Origin of the sequence: Pseudomonas sp., from assembly GCF_046581935.1 — a bacterium.
Classification (GTDB): domain Bacteria; phylum Pseudomonadota; class Gammaproteobacteria; order Pseudomonadales; family Pseudomonadaceae; genus Aquipseudomonas.
The window spans coordinates 1-18,057 of record NZ_JAYGFK010000012.1 but is presented as its reverse complement, the minus strand read 5'-3'; the positions used below and the strand labels follow the sequence as shown (position 1 = coordinate 18,057).

Here is an 18,057-nt window from a genome sequence, read left to right as displayed (position 1 = left end):
CTTTTCTATTCGCGAACCCGGCGCCTGCGCGCCGCAGATAAAGGGCCACAAGCCATGCGCACCGAACAGCCGAAGATGATCTACCTCAAGGACTACCAGGCCCCGGATTATCTGATCGATGAAACGCACCTGACCTTCGAGTTGTTCGAGGATCACACCCTGGTTCACGCGCAACTGGTGATGCGCCGTAACCCGGCTGCCGGCAGCGGTTTGCCGCCGTTGCAGCTGGATGGTCAGCAGCTGGAGCTGCTTTCGGTGGCGCTGAACGATCGCGAATTGACGGTCGATGATTACCAGCTGACCGAAAACCACCTGACCCTGCAGCCCGATAGTGCCAGTTTTATTATCGACAGCAGCGTGCGTATCCACCCAGAGAGCAACACCGCGCTGGAAGGGTTGTACAAGTCCAGTGGCATGTTCTGCACCCAGTGCGAGGCCGAGGGTTTTCGCAAGATCACCTACTACCTCGACCGCCCAGACGTGATGAGCAAGTTCACCACCACCCTGAGCGCCGAGCAGCACAGCTATCCAGTGCTGCTGTCCAACGGCAACCCGATTGCCAGTGGTAACGAGGGCGATGGTCGGCATTGGGCGACCTGGGAAGACCCGTTTATGAAGCCGGCTTATCTATTTGCGCTGGTGGCGGGTGATCTCTGGTGTGTGGAAGACAGCTTCACCACCATGAGCAAGCGTGAAGTGGCACTGCGCATCTATGTCGAGCCAGAAAATATCGACAAATGCCAGCACGCCATGGACAGCCTAAAGAAGTCTATGACGTGGGATGAAGAGGTCTATGGCCGCGAGTATGACCTGGACATCTTCATGATCGTTGCAGTTAACGACTTCAACATGGGGGCCATGGAAAACAAGGGCCTCAACATTTTCAACTCCAGCTGCGTACTGGCTAAGGCCGAGACCGCGACCGATGCTGCGCACCAGCGCGTTGAGGCCGTTGTTGCACACGAGTATTTTCATAACTGGTCGGGCAACCGGGTTACTTGCCGCGACTGGTTCCAGCTGTCGCTCAAGGAAGGTTTCACGGTATTTCGCGACGCCGAGTTCAGTGCCGATATGCACTCGCGCACGGTCAAGCGCATCGAGGATGTCGCCTACTTGCGCACCCATCAGTTCGCCGAAGATGCTGGCCCGATGGCCCATCCAGTACGCCCGGATGCCTTTATGGAAATCTCCAACTTCTACACCCTGACGGTGTATGAGAAGGGCTCGGAAGTGGTGCGGATGATCCGCACCCTGGTCGGTGCCGAGGGCTTCCGTAAAGGCAGTGATCTGTACTTTGCCCGCCACGATGGCCAGGCGGTGACCTGCGACGATTTTATCCGCGCGATGGAAGAAGCCAATGGCATCGACCTAACCCAGTTCAAACGCTGGTACAGCCAGGCCGGCACGCCGCGCTTGGAGGTCAGCGAAAGCTACGATGCAGCAGCCAATAGCTACCGCCTACAGTTTCGCCAAACCTGCCCGGCAACACCTGGGCAGGCGGAGAAACAACCGTTCGTTATTCCTGTGGAGTTGGCTCTGCTGGATGCTCAGGGTCGCGAGTTGCCGCTGCAGTTGGTCGGTGAAGATGCCGCGCAGGGGCTTTCCCGTGTGCTGCAGGTGACGGAAGCCGAACAGGCGTTCACCTTTATCAACCTCGCGGAACAACCACTGCCTTCTTTGCTGCGCGGTTTTTCGGCACCGGTCAAGCTGAACTTCCCTTACAGCCGTGACCAGTTGATGTTCCTTATGCAGCACGACAGTGATGGGTTTAATCGCTGGGAGGCAGGGCAGCAGCTGTCTGTACAGGTATTGCAGGATCTGGTTGGACAGCATCAACGCGGCGACGCGCTGGTGCTTGATCAGCGTCTGGTCGAGGCGTTCCGCACGCTGCTGGCCGACGACTCTCTGGATCAGGCCATGGTGGCTGAAATGCTCTCACTGCCAGGTGAGGCGTATCTGACGGAAATCAGCGAAGTCGCTGATGTTGAGGCCATTCACGCGGCTCGTGAGTTTGCTCGGCTGCAACTCTCTGATGCCTTGTTTGATCTGCTGTGGCAGCGCTATCAGAACAATCACAAGGTTTCCCGCGCCAGTGCCTATGTGGCTGAGGCAGGGCACTTTGCCCGGCGCAGCCTGCAAAACATCGCCTTGTCCTACCTGATGCTTAACGGCAATGCCGAGGTGTTGGCGGCTTGTTTGGAGCAGTTCGAGAATGCCGACAATATGACTGAGCGCCTGACGGCCTTGGCGGTATTGGTCAATTCGCCGTTTGAGGCTGAGAAAGCCGCTGCACTGGCCAGTTTTGCGGACTTCTTCAAAGACAACCCGCTGGTGATGGATCAGTGGTTCAGCGTGCAAGCTGCCTGCGCTTTGCCAGGTGCGCTGCAGCGCGTTGAGCAATTGATGCAGCATCCGGCGTTTACCCTGAAGAACCCGAACAAGGTGCGCGCCTTGATCGGTGCATTTGCCGGGCAGAATCTACAGGGCTTCCATCAGGCTGACGGTAGCGGATACCGCTTCCTGGCTGATCAGGTGATCACCCTGAATGCCCTTAATCCGCAAATTGCTTCGCGCTTGCTAGGTCCGCTAACACGTTGGGCGAAATACGGCAGCGCGCGTCAGGCGCAGATGAAGGCCGAACTGCAGCGCATTCTGGCCTCTGGCGAGCTGTCCAGCGATGTTTATGAGGTGCTTAGCAAGAGTCTGGCGGGCTAGTAATTAGCCTGTGACAGTGTTGGAGCCGAATACCATTACAGCGGTATTCGGCAGTTGTCAGCTTGGTCTACTTGGGACTGCTAACACTAAAGTGTTGCTCAAGCAGCTCGATGTCCGGTCGCAGGGGCCCAGATTTTTCACTCAGTTTTTTTATCTGCATAAAAGTGTTACCTGGCTCGGCTTGGTAACACTTTTTGTGTTACCTGGCGGCAGGTTAGAAAATCTTCGTAATGCCGCTTGAGCAGCTTGCCTTGACCTTCTCTGTTTTGTTTGAAACGCCTGTGCTTGAGCCGTGTAGCCAAAGTGACTAATCGCGCCAGATCGTAGGACAAAAAAGGGTAAAACGGTTACAGCGTGACGTTAATTGGTTGCTGAATGATCAGTCACAATGCGGTTGTGTAGTTTAGTTTCATTCGGAGTGATTTTTTTATACGCTTGTTTGAATTGGCACTATGGTTGCAGAAGGCAACATTGATATGACCTCTTTATGGCTATGCCAAGCAGTGAGGTGCGTGAAAACGAGTTTGGGGGATTGCCTCCAATCAACATTAAGGCCGTCATCAGTATGGCCAAAACGTACCCTGCGGTTGGGGTGCAAAAAAGATGATCTGTCCACGGAGTAACGTTTCGATGGAAATTAAGTCCCGTAAGCCCGTATTGCGCTTCGCGCCTGCCAAGGCAGGTTTTGCTTTTGTTGGTGTCCTCCCGCTGCTGATTGCGGCCCATGCCCAAGCAGTGGAATTCAGCTTCGCCGACAATGAAATCAGCGGCTCCATCGACTCCACCGTATCGTACGGTCAGCTTTGGCGTGTACAAGGCCAGGACAAGACCAACGATGACATCAATACTAATGACGGTAATCGTAACTTCGATACTGGCCTAGTTTCCGAAGTATTCAAAATCACCACGGATATGGAAGCTCGCTATCAGAATTACGGCGTATTTGTGCGCGGTACTGCGTTCTATGACACGCAGATCATGGACAAGCGCAACGACTACATGAGTCAGAACGATCCCTCCCAACCGAGCCAAAATACGCCAAACAACTCAAGCTTCACCAATGAGACGCGTGACAAGGCTGGTCGCGGTGCACAGATCCTGGATGCCTATGTTTATGGCAACTGGGATGTTGCCGATATGCCAGTCTCTGGTCGTTTGGGTAAGCAGGTTTTCAACTGGGGTGAAGGCTTGTTCTATCGTGGTGGCGTAAACACCACCAACCCGGTAGATGCTGCCAAGTTTCGCCTGCCTGGTTCAGAGCTGAAAGAGGTGCTGGTGCCGGTTGAAGCGTTGAGCTTCAACGTCGGCCTGACCGATAACCTTTCTATGGAAGCGTTCTACCAGTTTAACTGGAAAGAATCGGCTATCGATCCAGTCGGCACTTACTTCTCTGAGACCGACTTGTTTGCAGATGGGGGTAACACTGCTTACTCGACGCAAAAAGCCCTCATCGCTGCTGGTGCCCTTTATCCAGGCCTGAGTGCAGGTAATACTGGTGGTTTGACTGGTGGTCGTAATGTCGACTCCAACGGCAATATCCAAGTTGCGAAAATTGGCTCCGACCTTAACGCCAAAAACGATGGTCAATACGGCTTTAACTTCAAATACATCGCTGAAGAACTGAATTCCACCGAGTTCGGCCTGTACTTCGTGAACTATCACTCGAAAGAGCCCACTATTGAGGCTGATCTTGGGAGCTATCAAGGCTTGAATGTAGGTCAGATTGCAGCTGGTGCTTGTGTTGCTTCGTTGGGTGCTAACCCGCTCTGTGCGGACTCGACATTTTTGAACACCAACTTTGCGACTGCCGCAGGTGGTCTCGCCACCCTCGACGTGGCAAACAACGTCAATGCCCGTCGTGAGTACGCTGAAGACATTCAAATGTACGGCTTCAGTTTCAATACTACCGTTGGTAATGCCTCGGTTTTTGGTGAGTTGGCCTACCGTCCAAACTTGCCAATCGGTATTGCTACCACTAACGACTTGCTGGGCGACTTACTTAAGCAGGCTACTCCTCTGGCTAGTGGTAGCACCGTGAACATCGGTGGTCAGCAAGTTCGCCTTGGCGACGAAATTCACAACGTAGAACGCGTAGAGGCGTACAACACCTCCCTGGGTACTATTTATAATTTTGGTCCAACCGCAGGTTTTGACTCGCTATTCGGTGTTGCTGAATTGGCTTCTGAACACTTACGTGGTTCTGATCTGAAGTACACCGCCTTGGACGGGTCAACTCGTTACTACTCTGGTCGTGGCAACAGTTCCTATGTGGGCGGAGCTGATCGCGATGATCAAGTCAACAAAAATGCTTATGGCTACACTCTGGTGCTTTCCGGCACCTGGAACGATGTATATGCCGGTGTGAACGTTTCCCCGTACGTGGTTTATAAAGATGACTTCGAGGGTAACTCCTACCAGACCGGTAACTTTATTGAAGGTCGCAAGGCATACACCCTCGGTGTAAAAGCCAGTTACCTGAACAGTCTGGAAGGCGAGCTGGCTTACACCGAGTTCTCGGGCGGTGGCCAAAACAACGCCAGTCGTGACCGCGACAATATCGGTTTGAACGTCAAGTATTCCTTCTAAACAGAACTAGAAAATACCGAGTGCCTGCGGGCACTTGGTTGATAACTTATTTCACGGAGAATCAAGATGCTGAAAAAGCACACGCTGATGAGTGCAGCGATTGTTCTGGCGTTGACCGCCGGTAGCGCGCTGGCAGCCGTTTCCCCTCAGGAGGCAGCCAAATTGGGTGCCAGCCTCACCCCGTTCGGTGCCGAGAAAGCCGGTAACGCTGCGGGTACCATTCCTGAGTGGACCGGTGGTATCACCAAGGCTCCAGCCGGTTACACCACGCCAGGCCAGCACCACGTTGATCCCTTTGCTGATGACAAGCCGCTGTTCACCATCACTAAGGCCAATCTGGATCAGTACAAAGACCACCTGACGCCTGGTCAGATTGCGATGTTCAATACCTACCCAAACAGCTACCAGATGCCGGTCTACCCGACTCGTCGTTCTGGTTCTGCGCCGCAGTGGGTGTATGACAACACCATCAAAAACGCGACCACTGCCAAGCTGCTTGATGGTGGTAACGGTTTCTCCGATGCCTATGGCGGTGTTCCGTTCCCGATTCCGCAAAATGGTGTAGAAGCGTTGTGGAACCACATCGCCCGCTACCGTGGTACCTACATCGTGCGTCGCGCCTCGGAAGTGGCTGTACAGCGTAACGGCAGCTACTCGCTGGTAACCTCGCAACAGGAAGCCTTGTTCAAGTTCTACAACCCGAAAGGCACTGCAGCTGATCTGAATAACATCATGTTCTACTACCTGTCCTTCACCAAGAGCCCGGCGCGCCTGGCTGGTGGTGCGGTGTTGGTGCATGAAACCCTGGATCAGGTAAAAGAGCCGCGTCAGGCTTGGGGCTACAACGCCGGTCAGCGTCGCGTACGTCGTGCGCCGAACCTGGCTTATGACACCCCGATTGCTGCTGCGGACGGCCTGCGTACTGCAGACGACACCGACATGATCAATGGCTCGCCAGATCGCTTTGATTGGAAGCTGGTGGGTAAGAAGGAAATCTACATTCCGTACAACAGCTACAAAGTCACCAGCCCGGACGTCAAGTACGAGGATCTGCTGCAAGTGGGTCACTTGAACCCGGCATACACACGCAATGAGCTGCACCGCGTATGGGTGGTAGAGGGCACGCTGAAGGCAGGCGCTCGCCATATCTATTCCAAGCGTACCTTGTTCCTCGACGAGGACAGCTGGCAGGCTGCTGTGGTTGATCAGTACGACGGTCGTGGCGAGCTGTGGCGCGTCTCGATTGCCTACCTGAAGAACTTCTACGACCTACCGACGACCTGGTCTGCGCTGGATACGTTCCACGATCTGCAGGCCCGTCGTTATCACGTACAGAACCTGGATAATGAAGAACCGAGCACCATCGACTTCAGCCAGCCTGTTCCGGATGATGGTTATTTCAAACCAGCCGCTCTGCGTCGCCGCGGCACGCGCTAATCCGCGTGTCGGTTGAGCAAAAGGCCGCTACTGTTGTAGCGGCCTTTTGCTATTTGTCAGCCGAACAATGCATGGTAGACGGGCCGGTTTAACAAAACATAACGTCGCGCCGATTGTCAGGCCTTTTGAAAGCTCAGTAGGATAGGTGCACTGCTATAAGGGTAGTGCTACCTATAAGAATAAGGGGAAGGTATATGAGTGAGCCCGTTATGCGGCGCACCCTGGCCGAGCGTGTTGCAGGTTTATCCCGCGCACCAGTGCTCCGCCGCTCACCGATAGCCAAAGCGCTGTCGCTGTGCAGTGTGCTATCCATGCTGATGTTTGCCAGTGTTCCACTGCAAGCTGCCAGTGCTGAAGCCAATAATTTTTCGGTTACATCTGCCAAGGCCTCACATTCCCTTTTGCTCGATGTTGCCAGCCTTGGTAAACGTCTGGTTGCTGTGGGTGATCGTGGCCACATCCTGCTCTCCGATGACAATGCGACGAGCTGGACCCAAGCAAAAGTGCCAACCAAACAAATGCTCACAGCGGTGTTCTTTATTGATGAACGCAACGGCTGGGCGGTTGGACATGACTCACAGATCCTTGCCACCACCGATGGTGGTGCTACTTGGACCAAGCAGTTCGAAGACCTTGAGCGTGAAGCGCCTTTGCTCGACATATGGTTTAAGGACCGCAACAACGGCTATGCGGTAGGCGCTTACGGTGCCTTGTTGGAAACCACTGATGGTGGTGCCAACTGGGAGGACGTCAGCGACCGCTTGGACAACGAAGACACCTATCACCTCAATGCCATCGGCGAAGTCAAAGACTCCGGCTTGTTTATTGTCGGCGAGCAAGGCGCGATGTTCCGTTCCCCGGACTGGGGCAAAACCTGGGAAACCGTGGAGAGTCCTTATGAGGGCTCGCTATTTGGTGTCATCGGCACAGGCGAGCCTGGTACTTTGTTGGTTTACGGCCTGCGCGGCCATTTGTTTCGTTCGACCGACTTCGGCTCGAGCTGGCAGGCAATCAGCCTGAAAACCGACCACAATGGTCCGCTTGAGTTTGGTCTGGCTGACGGTAATCGTCTGGCTGATGGCTCAATTGTGGTGGTTGGTCATGGCGGTACTGTGCTTAAAAGCACCGATGATGGCCGCAGTTTCAGCGTAATCAATCGTGCCGACCGGCTTTCGCTGGCTGGCGTTGCAGCAATGGAAAACGGCAATCTGATTCTGGTAGGGCAGGGTGGCGTTCATACCGCTGCACCTACTGGCGCCGATCTGGGCCAACAACAATAAGCCGGGAGCCTTTGCATGAGTAAGCACCAACAACAACCTGCCTCCTTTCTGGAACGGTTGATCTTCAACAATCGCCCGGCGGTCATTCTGCTGTGCTTGTTGATCAGCCTGTTTCTGTTTTTCCAAGCGGCGCAGGTCCGCCCGCAGACCAGCTTCGAGAAGATGATTCCGCTGGGGCATCCGTACATCCAAAAGATGCTTGAGCACCGTAATGATCTGGCCAACCTGGGCAACACCGTACGTATTTCGGTGGAAGCGGTTGATGGCGATATCTTTACCAAGGAGTACATGGAGACGCTGCGTCAGATCAACGACGAAGCCTTCTATATTCCGGGTGTTGATCGTTCTGGTCTGAAGTCGCTCTGGAGCCCTAGCGTTCGCTGGACCGAAGTGACTGAAGAAGGCTTTGCCGGTGGCGAGGTTATTCCGCAAACCTACGATGGCTCCTCGGAAAGCCTTGAGGAGCTGCGCAGTAATATCCTCAAGTCCGGGCAGATCGGCCGCTTGGTAGGTAACAACTTCAAATCGAGCATCATTGATTTGCCGTTGCTGGAGTCATACGCCGACCCTAACGACCAAAGTAAGCAGATTCCGCTGGATTATCAGAAGTTCTCCCACGAGCTGGAAGAGAAGATCCGCGACAAGTACCAAGCGCAAAACCCTAATGTAAAAATTCATATCATCGGTTTCGCCAAGAAAGTTGGCGATCTGATTGATGGCTTGTTTGGTGTGGCAATCTTCTTTGCCGTCGCCATCGCAATCACCTTCGTTCTGCTGCTGTGGTTCACCCATTGCTTCAAGAGCGCCCTGGCAGTCGTCCTCACAACCCTGGTTGCGGTGATCTGGCAGTTAGGCTTGCTGCATACACTAGGCTTCGGTCTTGACCCGTATTCGATGCTGGTGCCGTTTCTGGTCTTTGCCATTGGTATTTCCCATGGTGTGCAGAAGATCAACGGTATCGCCATGGCCTCCGGGGAGGCGACTGACTCGCTGTCCGCTGCGCGTATGGCGTTCCGCCAGCTGTTTATCCCGGGGCTGGTGGCGTTGTTGTCGGATGCCGTGGGCTTTATCACCCTGCTGTTGATCGACATTGGGGTAATCCGCGAGCTGGCGATTGGCGCCTCCATGGGCGTGGCGGTGATCATCCTGACCAACCTGATTCTGCTGCCAGTGATGATTTCCTATGTGGGGATTAGCAAGAAGGCCGTGCAGATCAGTCGGGATGAGGCCGAGAAGGAGCATCCGTTCTGGCGTTTGATTTCCAACTGTGCGCACCCGATGGTTGCGCCGATCTCTGTTGTCGTTGCTGTTGTCGCGCTGGCTGGTGGTGTGTGGTATGGGCAAAACCTGAAGATCGGCGACCTCGATCAGGGTGCACCCGAGCTGCATCCGGATTCGCGCTACAACCTAGATAACGACTTTGTCATCCGCAACTATTCCACCAGCTCTGATGTGTTGGTGATCATGGTCAAGACGGCGGCTGAAGGCTGCTCGACTTACCCGACACTGTCGGCCATGGATGAGTTGATGTGGAAGATGGAGAACACCGAGGGCGTACAGTCGGCCATTTCCATGGTCACCGTGTCGCGTCAGGTGATCAAAGGTATGAACGAGGGCAGCCTGAAGTGGGAAACCCTGTCGCGTAACCAGGACGTACTGAACAACTCCATCGCTCGGGCCGACGGCTTGTACAACGGCGATTGCTCGGTTGCTCCGGTGTTGGTGTTCCTCACTGACCACAAGGCAGAAACCCTGTCCCGTGCGGTTAAAGTGGCCGAAGATTTTGCCAAAGAGAACAACAAGGAAGGCCTTGAGTTCATCTTGGCCGCCGGTAACGCAGGGATCGAAGCCGCCACTAACGAGGTGATTGCGGCTTCTGAAACTACCATGCTGATCGCGGTTTATGCGGCCGTGAGCATCATGTGCTTGCTGACCTTCCGTTCGCTGGCCGCCACCCTATGTGTGATCCTGCCGCTGGTGCTGACATCGGTACTGGGTAACGCACTGATGGCCTTTATGGGCATCGGGGTGAAGGTCGCGACGCTGCCGGTAATCGCATTGGGTGTGGGTATTGGTGTTGACTACGGCATCTATATCTACAGCCGCCTGGAGACGTATCTGCGTCAGGGCCTGTCACTGCAGGAAGCCTACTACGAGACGCTCAAGTCGACGGGTAAGGCCGTGCTGTTTACTGGCGTTTGCCTGGCAATCGGTGTGGCAACCTGGATCTTCTCGGCCATCAAGTTCCAGGCCGATATGGGGTTGATGCTGACCTTTATGTTCCTCTGGAACATGATTGGCGCGATCTGGCTGCTGCCGGCTCTGGCACGCTTCCTGATCAACCCGGAGAAGCTGCGCAATAAGGCCTAGGCCTGATACGCAGTACTAAAAACCGCGGCCCTTGGGTCGCGGTTTTTTATTGTCTACGGGAGCGATTACAGATGGCTTTTGTAAGGGAGAGCTTGTCCGCGAATCGCCTCGAGGCCAGTGGTTGTTGCGGACAAGTCCGCTTCTGCATAGCCGACGTATAACCCATTAGCTGAGAAAAACCGATAGCGCTGGTGGGTTACGTGGCGCTTAGATTGCGCTGTTGGTGCTCAAACCCAGCTCCGCGCCACCCACTCTACAAAATCTGTGCGCAGAAGCTGGGAGGTTGCATTACGACTAGCGCGGATATAACGGAGGCAGTGTGCTGGTGTCGGGATTGGAGGTGCTTTCTAGGTCTTCCATCGCCGGTAGGCTGCGGATTGCTTGCCACAGGTTGCGACCTTGCCAGTGTTGACCGCTTTCGCTGTATAGCGCGCCGTTCAGGCTGTCGAGAGCATCTGACAGCGGGGTAAAGCGCGCGGCCATATCTGCCAAGGTTTCCGGTTGTTGGCGGGCCCAGGCGTCTAGGGCGTGGCGGGTGGCTTGTGAGTCGTTGGCCAAGCAGGTGCGCTTGAGGTCATCCAGCAGGTTGCGTGGGGTCGGGCCCGTTTGTTGGCTGGGCAATACGGCCGGCTGGCGGCGTGCGCGCCACCAGAGGAAGAAGCCGAGTAGGGTCGTCAGGCTTAGCACGGCGGTGCTTAATTGCCAGGGCCACAACACTGCAGAAGATGTTGCAACTGGAGCAAAACGATCCGGTTCAGCAGGGTGTGTTTCCAAGTCTGGATTGGCCGCTACCTGCAGTTCGCGTGCTGGTAGGCTGCTGCGTTCCAGCTGATCGGTTGTGGTGTTCCACCACAGTACCTCCACGGCGGGCAGGGTAATTACGCCTTCACGATTAGCCACTAGGGCTTCGCGTTCTTCACGGCTGCCAACCAGGCCGTTGTCGCTGGCCTGGTTGGCCAGCTGCGGTTGGTCGGGATAGCTGCGCAGGCCGCTGACCTGAGTGCTCGGCAAAGGCGGTAACTGCGCACTGGCAAGCCCGTCTACTTTAAGCAGCAGGCTACGGGTCAGCGAGTCCCCAACACGTGCGGCCTCCGGCTGCGGGCTCCACACTTCACTGAGGCTCAGCGAACGCGCAGGTAGCCAGGGCGCATCGGCTGGGTAGCTGGCTGGTTTGGCTTTTACCTTCAGGGGTATTTCCGGGGATTTCACCCGAACCACCTTGCCGGGCTTCGGGCCGAATGGGTTGTAGGAATTGCTGCTTGAACGGTCGACTGCGGTAGCTGTGAAGGTTTGTGCCGGGATCAGCAGCTCGCCGCTTTCTTGGGCAAAGATGGCATAGCGCAGTTCGATTACACCATGGCGCACGCCATTGATGTCTTTCTCATAGGTGCGTGGTTTACCCAGCGCTTCGATGCGTGCTTGGGGCATGTTTAGCGGTGTGAGGCTGCTGTCGTCATATAGCGAGACAGAGTGGTAAATGCGCAGTGTCAGCACAGTTTGCGCCTGCACATAGACGCTTTCTTGGTCCAGGCTGGCATCGATAAAGATCGGTGCTAGGCGGTTGTCACTGGCATTAGAAGTCTGCTGGACGTGCAGGGTGATTGGCTCGCTGCGCAGTTGGCCGAGGGTCAGCGGTGGTATCACCACATAGCCACTGTGCTTGGGTTGCAGAGTGACTATCCAGCGGGTGCTGGCCTGCGCGCCGTTATTGCCTCCGGTTAGGCGATTGACCTGGCGGGTGCCAAGCACCTCGAACAGCTCATTGAGCGGCTGCAAGTCGGGTTTGCCAAACAGCGTCGCGTCATTTGACTCGAGGATCAGCTCAACACTTTCGCCAGCATTCAGGCGCGTACGATCAACGCTGGCAATCAGGCTTTGCGCGCTGGCATGTAGGGCTAGCAGGCTGAGTAGAAGGGTACAGAGCAGTCGGCTCATTGCAGTTGTTCCTGACGCTGTTGTTCCAACCTGAATTTGCGCCGCAACAGTTCGCCCGGATCATCGGGGATTTGTCGCAACCATTGTTCTAATGCTTGCCGTCGTTCGCTGTCGAGACCCGGTTCGGCGCTGGTTGCTTGCGCTTCACGACTTTCGTCGTCGCCTGCCTGCTGGGCTGACAGTGTTGCGGCGTCGGTGTCTGAAGCGGGTGATTGTGGTTTCTGCTCTTCATCACCTTGAGCCTTCTGTGCGGTAGATGACTGCGCACTTTGCTCTTGGGTGTTTTGTCCTGCTTGTCCGGCCTGCAGCTGTGCGTTGGTTTGATTCTGCTGGGTGTCCGGCTTTGGCGGGCCGTCGGCCGGATTCTGCTGTTGTTGATTCTTTTGTAGTAATGCTTCGACCAAGGCCTTGTTCTTCTGCGCCTGAACTAGACCCGGCTGTAGCTCTAAGGCCTGGGTATAGGCATCTACGGCGGCTTCTAGCTCATTGCTGCGGGCGAGGGCATTACCGCGATTGTAGTGGTCGTGGGCGGTGTCACCAGTGGCGAAGCGTTCGGCAGCCGCCGCAAAGTCACCGGCCTGGTAGAGCGCCATTCCCTGCCAACGTGGATCAGTGAAGCGCTGCGCAGCGGCTGCTGGTTGTTGGGCGTCGAGTAGACGTTGGCCTTGCTGGTCGGCCCGTAGCCAGAGGTCTTGAAAGTCGAAGGCATAGCTGTTTTGCGGCACGCTCAGTAGCAACAGCGGTAGACACAGCAACCAGCCGCGGCGTGCGGCAAAGGCTGCGAGTAATAGCAAGGGCAGGAGTAGCCAGTGGCTTTGATCGGCCCAGGCCTGCAGGCGCGTTAGCTCGCCGTCACGGCGTACCTGCTGTGGCGCATCGAGCAGACCCAGATTGCGCAGGTCGCTGTCATCAAGAGTCACGCCTTGGTATTGGCCGCCTAGCTCATTGGCAAAGCGCTTGAGGCCGCTGCTGGCTAAACGCGGTAGCAGGATGGCTCCTTGCGAGTCCTTTAAAAACGAGCCGTCTTCTTGAATGATCGGTGCGCCCTGAGTGCTACCAATGCCGAGAATGTTCAGGCGCTCTCCGCGGCTGCCCAGCATTGGCGTAATTGCCTGGCGCTCTTCCTCGCTTAGGGCACTGGTCAGCAGCAGTAGACGACCGTTGCCTTGGGCACCTTGCTCAAGGAGTTGCAGGGCTTTTTCTATCGCCAGATCAGCCCGTTTACCCGCTTCCGGCATGATCCCTGGCGTTAGTGCATCGAGCAGGTTGCGGCTGGTGGCCAGGTCATCAGACAGCGGCACCAAAGTGTGCGCGCTGCCGGCATACACGACGATAGCGGTTTGTGCATCTTGGCGAGCTTCCAGCAGGTCGAGCAACTTACGCTTAGCCTGCGCCAAGCGATTGGGCGAGGCGTCGCTGGCGAGCATCTCTGGTGTTAGTTCCAGCACCACCACCAGTGGGTCTGCAGGTTTGGGATTGTGCTGCTCAATGCGTTGCCAGCTTGGGCCGAGTAGCGCCAAGAGTGCCAGTAACCAAGCCAGGCCGAGAACTATCCAGGGTAGGCGACTGTTGCGTCCGCGGCTGCTGGTCAGCAGTGCGGCGTGGAAGGCTCCCGGTAGCAGGGCTTGCCAGCGGCCACTGCGTTTTTCTCGGTGCCAGAGCTGCCACAGCAGTAGGCCCAGCAGCGGTATCAGCAGCAGCCAGAAGGGCCGTTGCCAATGCGGCCAGAGGCTGTTCAGCAGATTCATGGCTGTTTCCCCCGAAGCAAGGTCAGCTCGGCACGCCAGCGTTGCCGCAGGGTTGGCCAGAGTGGTCGGCTTACCAGCAGCATGCTGAGCAGCAAGGCAAGGCCCAGTGGCCAGGGGTAGAGTGGCAGTGTTGGGCGGGCCAGTGCAGGTTTTTGCGCGACGGGTTCGAGACGGTCGAGGGTGGCCTCAATGGCTTGCAATTCGTCGCTGTCACGGGCACGGAAGTATTCGCCACCGGTGGCCTCGGCAATCGCCTGCAGGCTGGGCTCATCCAGATCAATACCAGGGTTGAAGCCGAGCATGCCCAATACGCCACTTTGTTCGGGGTCGGCACCGATGCCTATGGGATAGATGGTGATGTTTTCATCTGCGGCTAAGCGAGCGGCCATCAGCGGGTCGATTTCGCCGCCGTTGTTGGCACCGTCAGTGACCAGTACGAGTACGCGACTCTGCGCCGGACGCTCGCGCAGGCGTTTTACCGCTAGGCCAATGGCGTCGCCGATGGCGGTTTGCGGTCCGGCGATATTCTTCTGTGCCTCATCCAGCCAGGTGTGTACGGTCTGCCGATCAAATGTCAGCGGCGACTGTAGATAAGCGCGACTGCCAAACAGGATCAGACCGACTCGGTCGCCTTGGCGGCCGTCGATAAAATCACCGAGCAGATGTTTGACCAAGGTTAGGCGGCTGACTTCCTGGTCTTCCCAGGTCATGTCGGCGTAATCCATCGATCCGGACACATCGACAGCCAGCAGCAGGTCACGGCCGCTGGCGGGTAGCGGCAGTGGTTCGCCGAGCCATTGTGGGCGTGCACTAGCCAGTAGCAGTAATAGCCAGATGAGGATAAAGGGTGCCTGCTGGCGTAAGGCCGGCAGGCGCGGCCGAGCGCGGCGGCCGCTGAGACCTTCCAATTCAGCGAGAAAGCTGATTTTCAACGACGCCTCGCCGCTGTCTGCTGGCGGTAACCAGGTGCGCAGAAGCCAGGGCAGGGGGGCGAGCAGAAAGACCCAGGGCCAGGCAAACTCAAACATGTTTGCGGATCCAGGTTGCCACGGCCTGGTTGAGGCCAGTGATTGCTTTGTCATCCAGGCTGCAATGCGGGCGATAGGCTCCTTCGACCAGGATCATCCAGCGCGTTAGGCCTGCAGCGGGGCAGCGGTTGTCGAGAAAGGCTAGCCAGGCGCGGCTGCTGAGTACGTGGCTATGGCTTTGCGGGTAGCGCTCGCGACAGAGGCGTTTGAGGATGGCGTTAAGTTGCTGCAACCAGGGGCCGGCCTCCACGCCATCGTAAGGTTTGCGCAGCTGTTCAAGTTCATTCAGTGCGGCCTGGCGCAATGGTTCGAGCAGGCTTTCGTCTGGCTGGCTCTTTGCCTTGTTTGGTAGGCGTTTAATGAGTTTGAAACTGGCCCACAGAAGCAGTGGTAGCAAAACGGCGAGCATCCACCAGCCCGGCGCGGGTGGCCACCAACTGATCGGTGCCGGAGCGATAAGCGGTTCGAGCTGCTCCAGCGGATTCACAGAGATTTCCTCGGGCGTTGTGCATTCAGGTGCTCACGCAGTTGTTCGACCATCTCACTCTGGGTATTGAGGGCCAGCAGCGGTACGCCGAGTTTCTGCGCTAGGCGCTGCCAGCGCGCTTGGCGGGCATCGGCCAGGCTGCGGTAGGCCTGGCGCAGTTCGGCGTCCTGGGTGTCCAGCTCCAGCTGCGCGCCATGCTCGGTAAAGCGCAGCAGGCCGGCGTTCGGCAGCGCATGATCGAGTGGGTCGGAAAGTGGTAGTAACAGTAGGTCGGTATGCCGCGCGAGCAGTTGTAGCTGTTGTTCACTGCTGTCAGTGAGGGTGCGCTCATCACACAGTACGACCACCAGGCTGCCTGGGCGCAGGACTTCGCGGGCACGACGCAGAGCCAGACCGAAACTGTCACGCTCTCCCTGGCTGTCGCTGTTCAATGCTTGATTGGCTTTAGCGAGGCGGCTGAGCAGTTGCAACAGGCTCTGCTTGCTGCGTCGCGGTTTGACTTCGTGGTGTTCTAGGTCACCGAATACCAGGCCGCCGATGCGGTCATTGTGGCCGAGTGCAGCCCAGCCGATCAGGCTTGCTGCTTGGGCCGCGAGTACTGATTTGAACATCAGGCCGGAGCCGAAGAACAGCTGCCTGCTTTGCTCAACCATGATGTAAATCGGCCGTTCGCGCTCTTCATGGAACAGCTTGGTGTGTGGCTCCTGAGTGCGCGCTGTAACCCGCCAGTCGATGGTGCGCACATCGTCGCCCGCTTGATAAACCCGCACCTGGTCGAAGTCTACGCCGCGTCCGCGCAACTTGGAGTGGTGCAGGCCTATTAGCGGGCTGCGTCGTGCTGGTGTGGAGAACAGCTGCACTTCACGCACGCGGTGGCGCATCTCAATCAGCTCAGCGAGGCTGACGCGAATGCCAGGTTGCGTGGGGAGTTCGTGCATGGCGCTTAGGCAACCGCCACAACGTCGAGAATACGTTGCACCACGCGGTCTTGGTCGATACCGGCGGCTTCCGCCTCGAACGATAGGATGATGCGGTGGCGCAGTACGTCGAACAGTACCGCCTGGATGTCTTCAGGGCTTACAAAATCACGTCCAGCCAGCCAGGCATGCGCGCGTGAGCAGCGGTCCAAGGCAATCGAGCCCCGCGGGCTCGCGCCATAGGCAATCCACTCGGCCAGTTCCGCATCAAACTTAGCCGGCGTGCGTGAGGCCATCACCAACTGCACCAAGTATTCCTCTACTGCATCGGCCATATAAAGGCCGAGGATTTCTTGGCGGGCGGCAAAGATTGCCTGCTGACTAACCAATTGTTCGGGTTTGGTCTCACCGTTTAGCGCCTCGCCACGTGCTTGGGCGAGGATCTTGCGTTCAACGCTGGCGTCTGGGAAGCCGATTTTTACATGCATCAGAAAGCGGTCTAGCTGCGCTTCGGGCAGTGGGTAGGTGCCTTCTTGTTCAATCGGGTTCTGTGTGGCCATCACCAAAAACAGTGGCGACAGGTTATAGGTACTGCGGCCTACGCTGACCTGGCGCTCGGCCATGGCCTCAAGCAGGGCTGACTGGACCTTCGCTGGCGCGCGGTTGATCTCGTCGGCCAGTACCAGGTTATGAAAGATCGGCCCTTGCTGGAACACGAAGCTGCCGGTTTCCGGGCGGTAGATCTCTGTGCCGGTAATATCGGCAGGCAGAAGGTCAGGGGTGAACTGGATTCGGTGAAACTCTGCTTCGATGCCTTCGGCCAGCTCTTTTATGGCCTTGGTCTTGGCCAGGCCAGGAGCGCCTTCAACCAGCATGTGGCCGTCTGCGAGCAAGGCGATCAGCAGCCTTTCGATGAGTTTTTCCTGGCCGAGAATTTGGCTGGAAAGAAAATGACGTAGTGCGACAAGCGCTTCACGGTGTTCCATCGTTGGGCTCTTTCTGGATGAAGGTACTGTCGTGCAACGACAACAGGGGCCGCGAGTAAGGTGCCAGTGGCTGCTGCCATTGCACTTAGAGACGAGACTTTAAAGCATTTGCCGAGCGTCAGGCTATGTATGACTCGACATCTAAGATGGGGGGCGCCGCACCATGGTAGATAGCAGGTTCGATCTTGCTGATGCTGGTCTTGCTGTCTCTCATACAAGCGACAGCGCAGCAGTCCGTCGATTTAGGTGGCATCTGGCGGGCAGAGCAAAGATATGAGTCTTCTATATATAGGCGTATTGCTGTCTTTCTCTGTTGCCCCTGTCTTGGGCACTCTTATCGTTCTTTCAGGTGGTGGTGCTGGACGCGGCGTAAAATGCGCCGGGCTGGTAGGGCGGTGGTTTGGTCCTGTCGGTGGTTCGGTCGAGTTGATCGAAAGCGGTAAAAGAGGCAGTTGACAGCGGTTTGAAACGCTGTAGAATTCGCCTCCCGCTGACGAGAAGCTAGAAGTTGATCGAAAGCGCAAGTGGTTGAGTTTGAAAAGAAATTTTCGAAATCACTTGACGGAAG

11 protein-coding genes are annotated in these 18,057 nt (G+C 56.6%); 5 read left to right on the top strand and 6 right to left on the bottom strand.

Annotation, left to right across the window (positions count from 1 at the left end; all coding sequences use genetic code 11):
- The first annotated feature begins 54 nt into the window (after positions 1-54).
- The 5 genes from pepN (at position 55) to VCA57_RS07835 (ending at position 10,388) form a co-directional block, all read left to right on the top strand.
- The gene (gene pepN, locus VCA57_RS07855) at positions 55-2,715 is read left to right on the top strand and encodes an aminopeptidase N (RefSeq protein WP_411184421.1); all 2,661 of its coding nucleotides are present in this window, start codon (positions 55-57) and stop codon (positions 2,713-2,715) included.
- Positions 2,716-3,345: 630 nt separating this feature from the next.
- Positions 3,346-5,301, top strand: a complete 1,956-nt coding sequence (locus VCA57_RS07850) for a DUF1302 domain-containing protein (RefSeq protein ID WP_411184420.1) — start codon at positions 3,346-3,348, stop codon at positions 5,299-5,301.
- A gap of 66 nt (positions 5,302-5,367) precedes the next feature.
- Positions 5,368-6,738: a DUF1329 domain-containing protein gene (locus VCA57_RS07845; RefSeq protein ID WP_411184419.1), complete on the top strand. Its 1,371-nt coding sequence runs from the start codon at positions 5,368-5,370 to the stop codon at positions 6,736-6,738.
- Between the two features lie 209 nt (positions 6,739-6,947).
- Entirely contained in the window at positions 6,948-8,018 is a 1,071-nt protein-coding gene (locus VCA57_RS07840) for a WD40/YVTN/BNR-like repeat-containing protein (protein WP_411184932.1), read from the top strand.
- Between the two features lie 15 nt (positions 8,019-8,033).
- Positions 8,034-10,388: an efflux RND transporter permease subunit gene (locus VCA57_RS07835; protein ID WP_411184418.1), complete on the top strand. Its 2,355-nt coding sequence runs from the start codon at positions 8,034-8,036 to the stop codon at positions 10,386-10,388.
- A 294-nt stretch (positions 10,389-10,682) separates the two neighbouring features.
- On the opposite strand, the gene VCA57_RS07830 is transcribed toward VCA57_RS07835, so the two are convergent.
- The 6 genes from VCA57_RS07830 to VCA57_RS07805 are packed head-to-tail and all read right to left on the bottom strand — an operon-like array spanning position 10,683 to position 17,489.
- Positions 10,683-12,323 (bottom strand): BatD family protein, encoded by a 1,641-nt coding sequence (locus VCA57_RS07830; RefSeq protein ID WP_411184417.1) that lies wholly within the window; start codon positions 12,321-12,323, stop codon positions 10,683-10,685.
- Positions 12,320-14,071, bottom strand: coding sequence for a VWA domain-containing protein (locus VCA57_RS07825; RefSeq protein ID WP_411184416.1), 1,752 nt, complete (start codon positions 14,069-14,071; stop codon positions 12,320-12,322). The genes VCA57_RS07830 and VCA57_RS07825 overlap by 4 nt, the downstream gene beginning before the upstream one ends.
- A complete protein-coding gene (locus VCA57_RS07820; RefSeq protein WP_411184415.1) occupies positions 14,068-15,099 on the bottom strand; it encodes a vWA domain-containing protein in 1,032 nt (343 codons plus the stop codon). The genes VCA57_RS07825 and VCA57_RS07820 overlap by 4 nt, the downstream gene beginning before the upstream one ends.
- Positions 15,092-15,586, bottom strand: coding sequence for a DUF4381 domain-containing protein (locus VCA57_RS07815; protein WP_411184414.1), 495 nt, complete (start codon positions 15,584-15,586; stop codon positions 15,092-15,094). The genes VCA57_RS07820 and VCA57_RS07815 overlap by 8 nt, the downstream gene beginning before the upstream one ends.
- Positions 15,583-16,524: a DUF58 domain-containing protein gene (locus VCA57_RS07810; protein ID WP_411184413.1), complete on the bottom strand. Its 942-nt coding sequence runs from the start codon at positions 16,522-16,524 to the stop codon at positions 15,583-15,585. Before VCA57_RS07810 ends, VCA57_RS07815 begins: the two co-directional genes overlap by 4 nt.
- Positions 16,525-16,529: 5 nt before the next feature.
- Positions 16,530-17,489 carry an AAA family ATPase gene (locus VCA57_RS07805; RefSeq protein WP_411184411.1) on the bottom strand — a complete coding sequence of 320 codons (960 nt, stop codon included), beginning with the start codon at positions 17,487-17,489 and terminating at the stop codon, positions 16,530-16,532.
- Positions 17,490-18,057 lie beyond the last annotated feature (568 nt).